At 67.3% G+C, this 14,282-nt stretch carries 13 protein-coding genes and 1 pseudogene; 2 read left to right on the top strand and 12 right to left on the bottom strand.

The window, feature by feature from the left end; genetic code table 11:
* Window positions 1-609: 609 nt before the first annotated feature.
* Entirely contained in the window at window positions 610-1,389 is a 780-nt protein-coding gene (locus tag ACFQO7_RS37150) for a DUF6597 domain-containing transcriptional factor (RefSeq protein WP_376810788.1), read from the bottom strand.
* 72 nt (window positions 1,390-1,461) lie between these two features.
* On the opposite strand from ACFQO7_RS37150, the gene ACFQO7_RS37145 reads away from it, so the two are divergent.
* Window positions 1,462-2,037: a TIGR03086 family metal-binding protein gene (locus tag ACFQO7_RS37145; protein WP_376810787.1), complete on the top strand. Its 576-nt coding sequence runs from the start codon at window positions 1,462-1,464 to the stop codon at window positions 2,035-2,037.
* 135 nt (window positions 2,038-2,172) lie between these two features.
* On the opposite strand, the gene ACFQO7_RS37140 is transcribed toward ACFQO7_RS37145, so the two are convergent.
* Entirely contained in the window at window positions 2,173-2,418 is a 246-nt protein-coding gene (locus ACFQO7_RS37140) for a hypothetical protein (RefSeq protein ID WP_376810786.1), read from the bottom strand.
* An 869-nt stretch (window positions 2,419-3,287) separates the two neighbouring features.
* Window positions 3,288-4,199, bottom strand: coding sequence for a hypothetical protein (locus ACFQO7_RS37135; protein WP_376810785.1), 912 nt, complete (start codon window positions 4,197-4,199; stop codon window positions 3,288-3,290).
* Between the two features lie 503 nt (window positions 4,200-4,702).
* Here ACFQO7_RS37135 and ACFQO7_RS37130 point away from each other — a divergent pair.
* Window positions 4,703-5,482: a DUF4241 domain-containing protein gene (locus ACFQO7_RS37130; protein WP_376810784.1), complete on the top strand. Its 780-nt coding sequence runs from the start codon at window positions 4,703-4,705 to the stop codon at window positions 5,480-5,482.
* Window positions 5,483-5,708: 226 nt separating this feature from the next.
* Here ACFQO7_RS37130 and ACFQO7_RS37125 read toward each other — a convergent pair whose 3' ends face one another.
* The 9 genes and pseudogenes from ACFQO7_RS37125 to ACFQO7_RS37085 all read right to left on the bottom strand — a co-directional run bounded on the left by ACFQO7_RS37125 (window position 5,709) and on the right by ACFQO7_RS37085 (window position 13,389).
* Window positions 5,709-6,911: an ABC transporter permease gene (locus ACFQO7_RS37125; protein WP_376810783.1), complete on the bottom strand. Its 1,203-nt coding sequence runs from the start codon at window positions 6,909-6,911 to the stop codon at window positions 5,709-5,711.
* Window positions 6,908-7,618, bottom strand: coding sequence for an ABC transporter ATP-binding protein (locus ACFQO7_RS37120; RefSeq protein WP_376810782.1), 711 nt, complete (start codon window positions 7,616-7,618; stop codon window positions 6,908-6,910). The genes ACFQO7_RS37125 and ACFQO7_RS37120 overlap by 4 nt, the downstream gene beginning before the upstream one ends.
* A complete protein-coding gene (locus tag ACFQO7_RS37115) occupies window positions 7,615-8,625 on the bottom strand; it encodes a peptidoglycan-binding protein (RefSeq protein ID WP_376810781.1) in 1,011 nt (336 codons plus the stop codon). The genes ACFQO7_RS37120 and ACFQO7_RS37115 overlap by 4 nt, the downstream gene beginning before the upstream one ends.
* Window positions 8,626-8,675: 50 nt before the next feature.
* Window positions 8,676-9,245 (bottom strand): hypothetical protein, encoded by a 570-nt coding sequence (locus ACFQO7_RS37110; protein ID WP_376810780.1) that lies wholly within the window; start codon window positions 9,243-9,245, stop codon window positions 8,676-8,678.
* 66 nt (window positions 9,246-9,311) lie between these two features.
* The gene (locus ACFQO7_RS37105; RefSeq protein ID WP_376810779.1) at window positions 9,312-10,388 is read right to left on the bottom strand and encodes a CU044_5270 family protein; all 1,077 of its coding nucleotides are present in this window, start codon (window positions 10,386-10,388) and stop codon (window positions 9,312-9,314) included.
* Window positions 10,388-11,008: an RNA polymerase sigma factor gene (locus ACFQO7_RS37100; RefSeq protein ID WP_376810778.1), complete on the bottom strand. Its 621-nt coding sequence runs from the start codon at window positions 11,006-11,008 to the stop codon at window positions 10,388-10,390. The genes ACFQO7_RS37105 and ACFQO7_RS37100 overlap by 1 nt, the downstream gene beginning before the upstream one ends.
* A gap of 357 nt (window positions 11,009-11,365) precedes the next feature.
* Window positions 11,366-12,151: pseudogene (gene istB, locus ACFQO7_RS37095) on the bottom strand (IS21-like element helper ATPase IstB); the annotation flags it as partial.
* 42 nt (window positions 12,152-12,193) lie between these two features.
* The gene (locus ACFQO7_RS37090) at window positions 12,194-12,334 is read right to left on the bottom strand and encodes a hypothetical protein (protein ID WP_376810777.1); all 141 of its coding nucleotides are present in this window, start codon (window positions 12,332-12,334) and stop codon (window positions 12,194-12,196) included.
* A 542-nt stretch (window positions 12,335-12,876) separates the two neighbouring features.
* A complete protein-coding gene (locus ACFQO7_RS37085) occupies window positions 12,877-13,389 on the bottom strand; it encodes a SigE family RNA polymerase sigma factor (RefSeq protein WP_376810776.1) in 513 nt (170 codons plus the stop codon).
* Window positions 13,390-14,282 lie beyond the last annotated feature (893 nt).

Below are 14,282 nucleotides of genomic sequence, written 5' to 3'. Positions count from 1 at the left end.
GTCACCAAACTGTGATCATCGACGAACGTGCCCGGCCGGATCTACTGCTGCCGTATTAGCGTGCCCACCTCCCACCCAATGAACGGAACGACTTGGACGACGAAGAGCGGATGCGCGATGAATTCGAGCTCATAGACCTGCGGCAGGAGCTAGAGAAGGCGCGCAATGATCCATCAATACGAGGAAGGCCTGGCCTTCCGCCGTCTGCGCCTACACGACATCATGTACGAATTGGGTAGGCTCGACGAAAGGCTAGGAGGGGGTGAGCAGCCATGACAGCGGAGGAGCACGCAGCCGCATTGTGGGCGTTGGAGCGCGCCAGCCATGACGAGTTCGAGGCGAAGATCCGAGGGTGGGCGGAGGCAGCCGAGGCGGTTGGTGACGAACTGCGTGCCCGCCGACACCGCGAGCACCTCCGCCGTTTGGCCGCAATGCCCAAGCCATGGGAGCAGGCGCACAGGGCCGCATGAGCAAGGCAAGCCCCTGAGAGCCAATCTGAGCCATGATCTGGCGTGAGCCCATGTTCTATGGACTACACCGCGCCTGAAGCTCTCGCATGCTTAGGCTCGCAAGAATGCCTCGACAAAGGCCCAGCGCTGCTCTAAATGATCAGCTCCGTTGGCGCTGGATGTAACGTGCTGGAGGCGTGCCGATGATTGCCGTGAAGTCTCGGATGAGGTGTGCCTGGTCGGTGTAGCCAAGCTCTGAGGCGAGCTGCATCCAGTCCAGCGGGTTGTCGGCGGCGGCACGTTCGGCAGCCTCGTGGAGGCGGTATCGACGTATGACCCATTTCGGGCCGACGCCGACGTAGTCGGCAAACAGCCTCTGGAGTCGACGAACACCCACCTGAAGTTCTTCGGCCAAGCGGTCGACACGCATGACGCTAGGTTCTGCGGCGATGCGGGCCACGATGGTGTTCACGAGTTCGATGTTCGGGTCGGGAGCGGAAAGGTTCGCCAGTAGGAACTGGTCAACAGCCGCAGCTGCGAGCGCCTCATCGGCGGCCAAGACTTCTGCTGATAACGCGGCTCCCGGCGGGCCGAATACGGCTTCCACCGGGAGGAACTTGTCCGTGATCGTTGCCGTCGGCGCGTTGAGAAAAGCTCGGAACCCCGCGGGTGTGAAGCGGACGCCGAACACTCTGCCGGCACCCTCCAGGACTTCGGAGAACCTTCCGCGTGGCACGCCCGCGATGCGGCAGCGGCCTAGCTTGAAGGTCATATTGACCGAGGGGTAGGGCAGGACGTGTTGTTCGTAGGGATCTTGTTCCCGCAGGTCCCACCTTACGACCCAGTAGTGCGCCACGTAGGGCTCAAGGCCGCGCGCCGGTTGCGGCTCGCTGAACTGGAACTTGGCCTGTGCAGCGCGGGGGTCGAGGATCCCAGGCACGCAGCGAGCCTACCAGCGGGGTTGTCGCGTTTTTACAAGACCAGCGCGGCAGCCGGTCTCTATGCTCGCTCTATGCAACTCATCTCATTGGTAACAAACTCAGCCGAACAGACCAAAAGCGTTATAGATGGCGTAAGTAACACGCAGTTGCATCTGCCGACGCCATGCAGTGAGTGGGATGTTTCTGCGCTTAGCAGCCACTTGCTCCAGGTGGTTTCTGCGCTGCGGCTTGCCGGGCTAGGCCAGGCCGTGCCTGACGAGCACTGGGCGACCAGCCAACTGACCGATGAGTGGGCTGAGCAGTTCGCTGCGGAGGTTCGGGGAGCTGTCGAGGCCTGGAATACCCCCCAATCATGGGAAGGCGAGGTCACTATGGGTTCGGCTCAGATGCCGGCCTCGTTCGTTGCGACGATGCTGGCCAGCGACCTGGTGATCCATGGATGGGACCTGGCGAAGGCTACCGGACAGCCGTTCCGCTGCGATGGCGAAACCGCCGAAGTCGCGGCGCAGTTCGTGGCCGACACCGGCGCGCAGGGTCGGGACATGGGGATCTATGCCGAGCCGGTACCAGTGCCTGAGGGTGCTGTCGCACTTGAGCGGGTGATCGCACTTAGCGGGCGGGACCCGAACTGGCGGCCCTCTGCTTGAGCGACACCGCCGCCTAATACGGCAGCCCAAGTTCGTGATGTAGCCGCCGGTCGATGATCACGGTTCGGTCTACAAGGGCGGTAGCTGTGGAAACAAGGCACGGCCGCCGCTGATCTTTGTCTGTTGTGGACAAACTTAATGAGGCTGCGGCGGCCGGTAGCTGCCGTCCTTCAGTTCGCCGGCCAACTCGTCGAGCAGCCGGACGACGCCGTACTCCTCGACCTGGGCCAGGGTGGTCTTGTCGATGCCGGGTGCGCCGTTGTTGCGGCGCACCGCCACCCACGCCCGCCACAAGACGTCCCTGCGGAAGACCTTGTCTCGCAGCGCGTGGAACCGACGTCCGGGATCGGCCTTGGCCGCCCGGTAGAGCACATGCTGCAAGGCACGAACCGGGTCAAGAATCGACCCCGACGCGGCGGGACTAGCCAAACCGGCACTCACCGGGCTCCTCCATCACAGCGATGCGCATCGACGAAGCAGCGACCCTTCCCTAACCGGCGGTTGTGTTGTCCGCTCGGCTCAACCGGTACTACGGCCGCCTCCGACTCCCTCCCGACAGGCCGTCCACTTCCCGAGGTCATCGGTTATAGGACACCACCCTCCAGCGACCATCCGCAGGTCACCGGGCCGGGGAGGGGTCTCCCCAGTTCCCGCCGTCACTATCTGAACGTTCCGCGCCAATACGCCGAGGAGTCCGTCACGGCTGCATCTCCAGGATCTACACCGCTTCCATGGCCTTCACCCCGAATTCGAAGGGCTCGGCACTCCCACGCGCCACCCGAAGGCGGCAGAGTAACGACGCCGCAGGCTTCGCATCACGCTACGGACCGTTCAGTCGCTCCCCCTGTTACAGGGCCATTGACACTGGGCTTCGACCCGACCCGTTTCCAGACCGAGCCGCCAGTCTGCTACCGGGCCTCCTGGCAGCTACCCGGACCGGACTTCCACCGGCAAGCGACGACGAGCTTACGAACGAAGATCAACCACCTACATGGTCAACCTCCACTCTGCTGGGCGCACGAATAACGCTCGTGGTCCCCTCGGTGGGTCCCGACGGTACGACGGGTCTCCGACCGGCCGAACTGTGCCGAGATCCGGGCGATCACTTCTTCGAACACCTGCCACCTTGTGGCAGGGCCTGCGCTGTGAACGGCGGCCACCGCATTCTGACTTGTCTTCCAACAGCCAGGACCAAGCAGTGGCCGCCGTTTCACATCTTGATCAAATCATTTACAGCTCCCGTACCGGCATCATCGGCAACGCCAGATGACGGCCTGTCGGTTGAGGTCTGAGTCGAGACTTCCACCGACGACCGTCAGTCCGTCATCGGTAATACTGGACGGAATGGAAATAATATCGTTGACGGGATTTGCGCTGGGGGCGAGATCCGGAAGGTCGACCGATACGTCGTCCGTGATGAGGGTGCCGTGATACTCGCCGTTGAATCCAGCCAAGTGACCGCGAGAGTTTATGCCACCGACCCCAGCCAACTCGTCGTCCGAGAATACATCGACTGCCCCAGTCTTGATGTTCCAGCGGACCTCCTGCCACATACCCGGCTCCGGAAAGAACGCGGAGCCGCTCACCCAATCACCGGCGATCGCCAACGCCGCGGCACTATCCGCATTTGTCGGCATCGGCAGTTCCTCCACCGACGCGTGGCTCGCGCGCCACAGTAGAGGCGTTTCTACGCGATGACCGCTGTCGTAATCCGAGCGGATCCCAATGATCACACCGTCATCATTGATGCCCAAGGCGACGACCCCATCGGCGCCATCGGGCACGGGCAACAGCACTGGTTCGGCCGTTGGCGACGGCCAGTACACCGGCTGGCCCGTGTTCAGCACTCCCGCCATTTCACCTGCCTCGTTGATTCCCGCAGGATCCCCGGTCACCCGAGTGAGCCTGCCGTCTTGATAGACGAATTTCGTAACCTGGTCGTCGACCAGGCTGACGCCGATCGCGATACCGCGCGAGTTGACATGTAGGAGCGCCTGGTCGACGCCTGGGATGTCGACGGCTTCGACGGCGCCCTCCCTCCAGATGAGCGCCTGATGCAAGTATGGGTCCTCGCCTTCTACGCTGGCATAGCCGACCACAATTCGACCGTCGGGTGATATGCCGCTCGCGAAGCTGCGAGGCGTGCCCGCACGGACGGGCATTCGGTCGACGATACAGCCGGTGAGGGACCCAGCCTCCCGTTGAACTTGCGGCGCAGATGCCGCAGATGCCGCTGGCGCCAGAGCCACTACCACCACAGTTGCCATCATGGCGGCAGACAAGGACGTGGTTGCGCCCCTGAAACCGGTCTGTCGCCACGGTGGCGTCGCTGTGTTCACGACCGGAATGGTGCGTGATCTCAACACTGGCACTCCTCAGGATAGAGAGAGGATGCTGGGTGCCGACTTTCGAGCACCGTCTGTCATCCCCTCGCGACTCGCCGTGGCCTGGGCATCCGAAGCCCAGACATACATACAGACGCCGGGCGTGCGGGGAACTATCCCGCGAATTTGGATTCGGGCTGCCACCTTGGATTCCCACGCGAGCGGTCCGTATTGGCGCTGGAGTGAGCGAGGTCGCTCCCACCTGACGGTCGTGGATGTCTCGGATTGATCAACCGGCCACGAAGAGGTGGCGGAGAAGTCACGCTCCTGATCAGACCGAGGTGTTCCTGCACCACATCCGGTCCCTGCGCGAACAAGGCCTGTCGACGTACCTCTCCGTCGGCGTGCCGATCACCGCACCGATCCGTGGCCGGTTTCGCCATATCAACCCATCCGCATCGGTCTGGTCTGGTGGTAGCCTGCCACGCGTGATCGACATAGCCGTGTTGGGTCGTGCCTTCGCCGGCGACGGCTGCAGCCAGGAGCAGGTCGGCACCCTGCGGGTGCGGTCAGGCGCCGTCGTCGCGGCCGACCCGGTCCATGCACGGCGCCCTGCGTTCACCGTTGAGATACCGAACGGGGACCACCCTGTGGTGGGCGTCGACGACATGGCCGCCGTCATTCTCATCGTGGCTGACGGGCACCCGACGCGATGGGAACTCGCGCTGCTGCCCGGCCAGGACGTCTCGGAGCTGGCGGCGAACGCGACGTACGGGTACCCGGTGGACTCCGGGTTCGGCTCGTTCGTCGATGCCGAGGGCGCACTGCTGTGGGCTGAGGAGTGCGAAGCGCTGGACGAGCCGGCGTTCCTCGACGCGATGGACGATCTGCTGTTCGACGAGAACGCCCCTGACGGGCACCTGATCGGCTCCCTCCTGCCGGACGACGGCGCCGTGAGGGTGCACAACCCATTGGGGTACAACCTCGTGACGTTCGTGTCCGGCCGCGGCGACGGGTACTACGCCACCTGGGTCGGGCTCGACAGCGACAATCTCCCCATCTGCCTGCTCACCGACTTCGGCCTGCTGCTAAAGGGAATCGCCGAGCCGCCGGCACGATGAGCAACCGCCGACCCGCAGTTTCCACGATACGTGAGCAGGGACTGGGGATTGCATGATCAACCGCGCCGCCATCCGGGCCGCAGCGGAATCGGGCTGAACGCGCCCTGCGCGGACCGGGTCCGCCAATCGCGGCCGACCATCTGCGCTACCCGGCTATAGCGCGGATTCCACCGGGTCCTCGAACAGGTGGCAGCCGCGATTCGTGGCTGCCACCTGCCGTTCGTGGTCAGCCGTTCAGCGCTGAGGTTGGTTCGAGGCGGCTGGCCCGGACGGCCGGGTACAGGCCGGCGAGTGCGCCGATGAGTAGGGCGGCGCCCAGGCTGCCGCCGGTGGCCCAGGCGGGTACGAACACCGGCCAGCCTTGGCTGGAGGCGTACAGGCTGGCGGCTACGGTGCCGATGGCCACGCCGCCGGCGCCGCCGAGCCCTGACAGCAGCAGCGACTCGGCCAGGAACTGCACGCGGATCTGCCCTTGAGTGGCACCCAGTGCCCGGCGCAGCCCGATCTCGGCCCGCCGCTCCAGCACCGAGATCACCATGGTGTTGGCGATGCCCACTCCGCCGACGAGCAGTGCGACCATGCCGAGTCCGAGCAGGGTGCCGCTGAGTGTCGCATCGGTGGCCTGTTTCGCGGCGAGCGCGTCGGAGGGCCGTGACACGCGCACGTGCTGCGGCGCCTGGGGGTCGGCGGTCCGCCCGAGAACGTCGCGTACAGCGGCGACCTGCCGTTCGTCGGCCCGTATGTACAGGACGGTGGGGCGGCCGTCGAAGCCGAGATAGGTGCGGGCGGTGTCCCAGCCGACCAGCGCGGCGGAGTCGAGGGCGGGGACGAGTGTTGCGGCGTCGAGGATGCCGACCACGACGAACCACTCGCCACCCAGCCACAGGCGCAGGCCGGGTGCCGGAACGTCGAGTCGTCGGGCGGCGGCGGCGCCGAGTACCACCGCCGGGTAGGTGGCGGTGGCGGGGGTGAACCAGCTGCCTTCGCCGACGGCCACACCGAGGGTGTCCAGCAGTCCGGGTTCTGCGGCGAGGACTTCGACGCTGCTGGTCTCCGGGGCCGGTATGTGATCGTTGCGATAGACCGAGGCGGTGACCTTGCCGGTGGCGCTGACGGATTCGACGGGCCCGATCCGGGCGACCATGCCCACGGACTCCTCGGGCAGTGACTGGGGTCGGCCGTCACCGGCCTCGCCGGGTACGACGGTGAGCAGGTTGGTGCCGAGACGCTGCAGGGTCCGGTCGAGGTGCGCGCGGCTGGAGGTGGTCACGCCGACGACCGACAGCATGGCCGCGATGCCGATCGCGATGCCGAGCGCGGACAGGAAGACCCGCATCGGCCGCGCCCGCAGGCCGACGACGCCCAGGCGGGCCAGATCAGCGGGGTTGAGCCGGGCGGGGCGCAGCCCCCGGGTGGCTGGTGTGGTCATGCCCGCACCATGGCGGAGTCGTGGACCAACCGGCCGTCGCGCATGGTGAGCTGCCGAGGCAGGCCAGCCGCGAGCTGACGGTCGTGAGTGATGACGACGACGGTGGTTCCGGCGTTGTGCAGGTCGCGTAGCAGCGACAGGACCGAGTCACCCGATACCGTGTCGAGGTTTCCGGTTGGTTCGTCAGCCAGCAGCAGTGCCGGCTCGCCGACGACGGCGCGGGCGATCGCGACTCGTTGCCGTTCCCCGCCGGAGAGTTCGTGCGGCCGATGGGTGAGCCGATGGCCCAGACCTACCCGCGCGAGCGCCGCCTCGGCTCGGGCCCTGCGCCTGCGCATCGGCACTCCGGCGTAAAGCAGACCGTCGGCGACGCTGTCGAGGATCGTGACCCCGGCAGCGAGGTGGAACTGCTGGAACACGAACCCGATCTGCTGGGCGCGCAGAGCCGACACGGCACGGTCGTCCAGGCGGCCCACGTCGTGTCCGCCGATGCGGACCGAGCCGGCCGAAGGCCGGTCCAAGGTGCCGATCAGGTTCAGCATCGTGGACTTGCCTGAACCCGACGGACCGACGACCGCGGCAAGTTCACCGTGACCGATGACGAGGTCGACGTCGACCAGCGCATTGACGCCACCGGCATAGGTCCGCGACACCCCGGCAAGCTCGACGAGGGAGCCGGGGGGCGGTGCGCTGAAGGGCTCGGTCATGCGGGAATCCCCACGGCCGTGCCTTCGTCGATGCCCGCAGCGCTGATCTCGACGCGGCCACCGGCGAACAGACCCACCTGCACCGCGACCAGCTGGACGCGATCGGTGACCACCTCGACACCGTATCCGCCCTCGGCCAGTGCCAGCAGGGCGTTGACCGGAACGGTCAGGACATCGCGGCGTTCCTGAAGGATCCGCCGGACGCTGACGGCGGCGCCGTCCTGCGCGCCCAGCGCCTGCTGTGCGCCGTACGCGATGGTGATGGTGACGTTGGCGCCGCCGCCGTCAGCGCCGCCCGCCGGTTGAGCCTCGGCCACGGCACTGACCGTGCCCGGGGTCGGCGCGCCGCCGTGGACGGACAGTTCGACCTTCGCGTTCGGCACCGCCCAGCCGGCCGTGGACCGGTCCGCGGTCACGGTCACAACCCTCGTGCTGCCGGTGTACTGCAGGATGTCGCCGGTCGCCGCCGCGCCGACCCGCACGAGCCGCGCCGACACCCGCACCGGGCCCGGCGCGTAGATCACCCGGTCACGGTCGACGACGCCGGTCTCCGGCAGCCCGAGAGCTTTCTGCCAACGCTTGACCGCGGTGGCGGTGCCGGCGGAGTACGTGTCGTCGACCTCGAAGCCGCCCAGTCCGAGCGCGGCGAGGTTCCGCTCGAACTGCTTGACGTCGGCGCCGACGACTCCGGTCGCCAGCGGCCGATACATCGGCAGTGCACCGTGGAGCAGCAGTACTGGCAGGTCGTCGACGCGCAGGAGTTGCCCGCCCCGCTTGACCGTGGCACCCACCGCGGGCAGCCACGTCACCGTGCCCGTGGCGGCCGAGGTCACCGGAGTGGCAGGGCCGTAGCCGAGCGCCCCGGGCACCGTCACCGCCTCCACGAGGGTCTGTCGGGTCACCTTCGCTGTCGCCGCCGGCCCGGTGCGGTGCGCGGCGGGCTGATCGCCGCCGTCGCCGCCCAGCCCGAGCCCGGCCAACACCCCGACGGCGAGTAGCGCCAGCACAGCCGCGCTTACCCCGATCGTCGCAGTTCACCGACGCCAGAGCCCGCCGGTCATCCGTTGACGACCTTCGACGGGTCGTACGAGGCCTTCGGCTTGCCTTCCAGGACCGGGTCGCAGATCTGCACGGCCCGCATGTTGGCGTCCTGCTCTGCCGGGGTCAGCTCGGTGCCGAGCCCGCCCTGTGGCCACTCACCGTCGGGGCCCGGGTCGGGCCAGGTGGGCATGCCGTTGGCGCGCATGCACTTGGCGTACTGGCGGCGGTGCTCCAGCTGCTGCGGAGTCAACGGCTCCCGGTCCTCCAGCTCAGGCGGGACGGTGGCGTGCAGGTCCGCGCAGGCCTCCTGCGCGGACCGGAGCCCCGGGTCGGTCTTGGGCATCTTCGCAGCCGCGAGGTAGGAGCCGATGTCGACGTATCCCTTGGCGTCCGGGTCCGGGATGTTGTGGCCTTGCTTGCGCATGCAGTCGACCCAGGCCCGCTGCGCGTCGACATACCGGGTGAGCGCGTTCGCGGTCGTCGTGGTGGAGGGCGCGGGTGGAGTCTGGACCGAGGCGACTGCCAGCGGGGCCGGTGTGTCGCCGCAGGCGGCCAACCCGAGCAGAACCATAAGGCCGGTGGTCACAGCGGCGTAACGGTGTTTTCTGGGCACTGTGGAGCTCACTTCCGATAGAGGGGTGGTGGGTGGTCGTCAGTACAGAGCTGGGACGGCAGGTTTCTGGTCGGTCCAACCGGCCTCGAGGATCACGCGGTGCTGCTGCTTGAGAGGGTGAATGCCGTCGCCGTCGGTCCGGGTCCCCATGTAGCTGCTGACCATGAGCAGGTGGGTGACCGGGTCGACGATCAACCGGTGGGACTCGTACAACTCGGTGGTGTGCTCGGCAAGCTCGATGCCGATCCCTGGGCGGCCCAGGTCGTCGGTCATCGATCCGGTGCTGCGCATCCCGGTGATGCCGACCAGGACCATGAAGGCCGCAGCGCGTACCGCCGGCGGAGCCGGAACGTCCATGAGCAGCTGGCACATGGATCCGAACAGCCGTCTGTCGGAGTTGCTAGTGCCGGGGGCCAACCCGTCGGGGCCGGCAGCGATGCGGGCGGTGAACAGGTCGCGGAGCCGGTCGACATCAGTGGGCAGCGCCTGCACCTCGGCACGGTCGAAACCACCGAGGTCGAACAGATAGTGCGTCGGATCCAGCCGCTCGAGCCGGCCCCGGTCCGGGGCAGTGCTGCGGCGCACGATGCCGTCGGCGGCCGACACGCCCCAGCTGCTCGGCGAACCGGTCCTGCGCCAAACCTCATCGTCAGCCGCACCAAGTGGGCGGGCGCCGAGGTTGCGCGAGCCGGTCCAGCTTGGCTCTGCCGGGTCGCGGGCGATCCACTGATCGAATGCCCTCCGGTTGACGATGAAGTACTGGTCCGGGGCCATGCCGACTTTGTTCGGCGGTGAATAGAAGATCGAGCGGACATGCCAATATCTGCCGGATTCGGGGTCAGCGGTCGCCGCCCGGCTCGCCGCTGCCAGCAGCAGGTCCCGTGCAGAGATGTCCGATGGTCGCGGGCTGGGGCCGGGCCGGCCGTCGGAGGGGATGACAACCAGCGCCAGCGCAGCGAGGCCGACGAGCCCGCCGGCTGCGGCGAGCACCTGGCGACGGGCGGTCTTGTTCGGCGCGGCGATGGCCGCGGTCAACCGGTTGCGGGCCTGCACGGTGGCCCGGGCCGACGGCGGCGGGGCGTTCAGGACCTCACGGATCAGGTCGAGGTCGTCCATCAGGTGCTCCTCCTGTCCTCTGCTCGGGTGTCATCTCGTGTGGGGTCGACCCCGCCCAGTGCGGTGCGGACCGTCTTGCGGGCGCGGCTGAGCCGGGAGGCGACCGTGCCCTCGGGGATGCCCAGGGCTCGGGCGACCTCGGGATAGCTCAGTTCGGCCAGCGCGACGAGTAGGAGCACGTCGCGGTTGCCGCGTTTGAGCGAGCGCAGGGCGGCGGCCAGGTCGCGCTGGACACCGTGGGCGGCGACCCGGGCGATGATGCGGTTGTCGTCGTCGTGGTCGCCGGCCGGGGCCCGGTCGGCGGCGTCGGCGCGGGTCAGGGCCCGGTATTTGCGTTCCTCGTCGCGGTGATGGCGGCGGATCAGGTTCGTGGCGATGCCGTACAACCAGGCGCGCACGTGACCGCCGTCGCCGTCGAAGCGGGCCCGCCCGCGAAACGCGATCAGGAATGTCTCGGCGGCCAGGTCGTCGGCGTGCGCGGCGCTGAGCCGTCCGGCGACGTAGCGGTGGATCTCGTCGTGGTAGGCGTCGAACAGCTGCGCGAACAGCTCCGGGTTCGTACGGGACCCGCGCAGGACGGCTTCGTCCGGCAGGCCGGGGGCGGCTTGCTCGATCAGCACCTGTGGCTCATCCCTCCTCGCGGGCCGTGTGTTGTCGTCCACGACCTGAATGCCCGATCCCGCCGATGCCCTTCACGGTCGTCGCTACGGCGGGTGAGCGAGCAGCGGCAGGACTTTGTCGTTCCGTGGTGGCGCGACTCCGCGTTCCACCGCACGGCTCAGGAATCGCCGATACGGCACTTTGGTGCCCTTTGCGGTGCGGAGGGCGAGCCCGATCCCCGTCAGGAGACCAGGCGTAGGCGTGTCGGCGTTCGTCGCCGAAACCGCTGCCGGCCACGGTCCGGTATTCGTGTCAACGTCGGCCGAACCCTGACCCCATAGCGACGGTCGAAAACTGACCCCCTCGCTGGTTCGGTTCTATCGGTGGTCGTGCTTGTCGGCCGGTGGGACCGTTCGGCCGAGGTCTCGGTTGCGGATGCGGTAGCTGTCGCCCTTGAGGCTGATGACCTCGGCGTGGTGGACCAGGCGGTCGATCATCGCCGCGGCGACGACCTCGTCTCCGAAGACCTCGCCCCAGCGCCCGAACGGCATGTTCGACGTGACGATCAGCGAGGCCCGCTCGTAGCGGGATGACACCAGCTGGAAGAACAGGTTCGCGGCTTCGGCTTCGAACGGGATGTAGCCAACCTCGTCGATGATCAGCAGCGGGACGCGGGCCAGCTTGACCAGTTCTTGCTGGAGCTTGCCGGTGTGGTGGGCCTCGGCCAGCCGCGCGACCCATTCAGCGGCGGTGGCGAAGGCGACCCGGTGGCCGGCCTGGCAGGCGCGGATGCCCAGGCCCGTGGCCAGGTGGGTTTTGCCAGTTCCGGGCGGCCCGAGGAAGATTACGTTCTCTTTCGCGGCGATGAAGTCCAGCGTCCCCAGGTGGGCGATGGTGGTGCGGTCGGCGGAGCGCTGGTGGTCGTAGTCGAACTCTTCCAGGCTCTTGCGGGCCGGGAACCGGGCGAAGCGGATGCGCTGTTCACCGCCTGAGGACTCGCGGGAGGACACCTCCCGGGCCAGGCAGGCGGCCAGGTACTCCTCGAACGTCCAGTTCTCGGCGCGGGCGCGTTCGGCCAGACGCTCGACGGCCGCCGCCAGGGCGGGTGCCTTCATCGCGCGGGTGAGGTAGGCCAGTTCGGTGGCGGTGTCGCGGCCGGTGCGCTGCTTGGTGTCGGTGTCGGTGGCCTTGGCGCGTGGGGGGCATCAGGCCACCTCCTCGAGGTCGACGCCGAAGATCTGGTCGTAGCTGGCCAGGCTGCGTTGTTCGACCTCGGTGGCCGCGCCGCGCTGCCGGACGACGATGGCGTGGTCACGGTGGCGACGACGGCACCAAGCCGTCGCCAAGTGCAGCCACTACAAGCGTCGCCACAAGCCTGCTACCAGTGCATAAGCGCTACATGCCACTGCCGTAGGCGCGTGCAGGCTGAGACCATAATCCTGATACGTCGATACGGCTGTGGGGCACAGGATGACGTGTGCCCCACAGCCGCTGGTATTCACTAGAAGCCTGTATGCAGGCTGCGTTGGCTAACGTTTCTTCGACGGGGACGGGGACGGGGACGCGACCGGGCGTGACGGGGACGGGGACGGGGACGCGACCGGGCGTGACGGGGACGGGGACGCGACCGGGCGTGACGGGGACGGGGACGCGACCGGGCCCGACGGGGACGGTACGGGTGCTGCCGGCGGCGTGCTCCCGTTGGCGGCGGCGAAAGCGAGCGGCCCGCCGATCATTACGGCGGCTGCTGTGGCGACCGTAACGAGCGCCATCTTCGTGGTGCGCCTCTTCTGTGCCTGGGTGAGGGCGCGGGTTGTCAGGTTCACAGGTTGTGCCTCCTCGGCGATTTGGGAAAGGGTGGTGCGGATGAGGGCTTCGAATGGCGTGTTCATGGCGTTGTCTCCAGCGCGATCTCGTGGGCTGGCAGCAGTTCCCGTAGCCGTTTGAGAGCTCGGTTGTTCCGGCTTCTGACGGTTCCGACCGAGCAGTCCAGCACTTCTGCGACCTGGCTTTCGCTCAGGTCTTCGAAGTAGCGCAAGACCACAACCGTGCGCTGCATCAACGGCAGGCGCCATAGGGCCTCGCGCATCGCCACCCGCAGGTCAGCGTGCGCGCTGTGGTCATCGACCACGTCGTCAGTAGCGACAGCCGCCATCGACTGGCGGATACTTGCCAGACGCCGCCACCAGCTGACCTGTTCCCGATACATGACCGTGCGCACGTAGCCTTCTGGGTCTTCGTGCCTCAGCCACTTCCGCCGGGCATAGGTCTTGGCGAGCGCCGACTGGACCAGGTCCTCCGCTGCATGCTGGTCGCCGGTCAGCAGGTAGGCCACCCGGATAAGAGTCGGCGTGCGCGCTGCCGCAAACTCTGCGAAACCCGCACTGGCGTCATCCTCCACACTCACCCCTTCGTGCTCCTTTATCTACTTCTACAGACGCATGGCCCCCCCAGACCTATCCATGTGCCTTACCCGGTGTCCCGAGGAACCGCTTAACGCATACGCGCTGGTCACAGCGATTCGTTACGTGAGTTTGCGAACTGAACCGCACTCTCGGCCGCGTGACGTGCGTGACATCACGAGATCAACCAGCGACTACGGCACTGTCACATCGCTGCTGGTGCCGCTCTGTCGCACATCACCCGGTACCTGACGCGGGCGGCGGCGTCTTCCGGGGATGAATTTGTCTGTACGTCTTCAAGGCGGTCCTGGCGGGCCGGTTGCGTCGCCGCTCGGGCGAGTGGCCGGCAGCTCCGCTGAAGCTTCGCCGCCGGCCACGCTGACGCCGAGCGGCTGACGCAATGGGTTAGCGGCGAGATGAGTCGGGCCGTGCCTTCGGCAGATGTGCGTACCAGAAGCCGAAGCGGCCCGCCGCCCGGCGTCCGTGCATGGTTGGGCTCGCCAGGCGGGACCGGGTCGACGTGTGCGAAACGCTCCGGCCGAGTCGGTCAACTACGCTCCGTCGCAGCCAGCACGTGCGGACAGTGGCGGCCGCGGTCGGTTCCGAGGCCGGCCGATCGACCCGGGCCGCCGAACCCGGACCGCAGCAGCAGCCGGGTCGCAATGACGGATGAGGTCCTCGCGGTGGCCGTCTTACGCTTCCGTTGGCCTAACGCCTTTGCGTTCAGTATCAGGTCAGGTCATCTCGGCTACCCGCTGCTGGAGTACTGAAAGTTGCGATGGTGCGCGGCTGAAGCATTGCTGAAGCCGACTATATGATCTTGGGATGGGGCCCTAGTACGGCAGCAGTAGATCCGGCCGGGCACGTTCGTCGATGATCACAGTTTGGTGAC

It is taken from the genome of Catellatospora aurea (genome assembly GCF_042663325.1).
Lineage (GTDB): Bacteria > Actinomycetota > Actinomycetes > Mycobacteriales > Micromonosporaceae > Catellatospora > Catellatospora aurea.
This window is presented reverse-complemented; position numbering and strand designations above follow the sequence as displayed.

What these genes read in the sequence shown, in the direction of transcription:
- ACFQO7_RS37145 (WP_376810787.1), top strand. Translation starts at nt 1,462, where the DNA reads ATGCAACTCATCTCATTGGTAACAAACTCAGCCGAACAGACCAAAAGC.
- ACFQO7_RS37135 (WP_376810785.1), bottom strand. Translation starts at nt 4,199, where the DNA reads ATGCCCGTCCGTGCGGGCACGCCTCGCAGCTTCGCGAGCGGCATATCA.
- ACFQO7_RS37125 (WP_376810783.1), bottom strand. Translation starts at nt 6,911, where the DNA reads ATGACCACACCAGCCACCCGGGGGCTGCGCCCCGCCCGGCTCAACCCC.
- ACFQO7_RS37120 (WP_376810782.1), bottom strand. Translation starts at nt 7,618, where the DNA reads ATGACCGAGCCCTTCAGCGCACCGCCCCCCGGCTCCCTCGTCGAGCTT.
- ACFQO7_RS37105 (WP_376810779.1), bottom strand. Translation starts at nt 10,388, where the DNA reads ATGGACGACCTCGACCTGATCCGTGAGGTCCTGAACGCCCCGCCGCCG.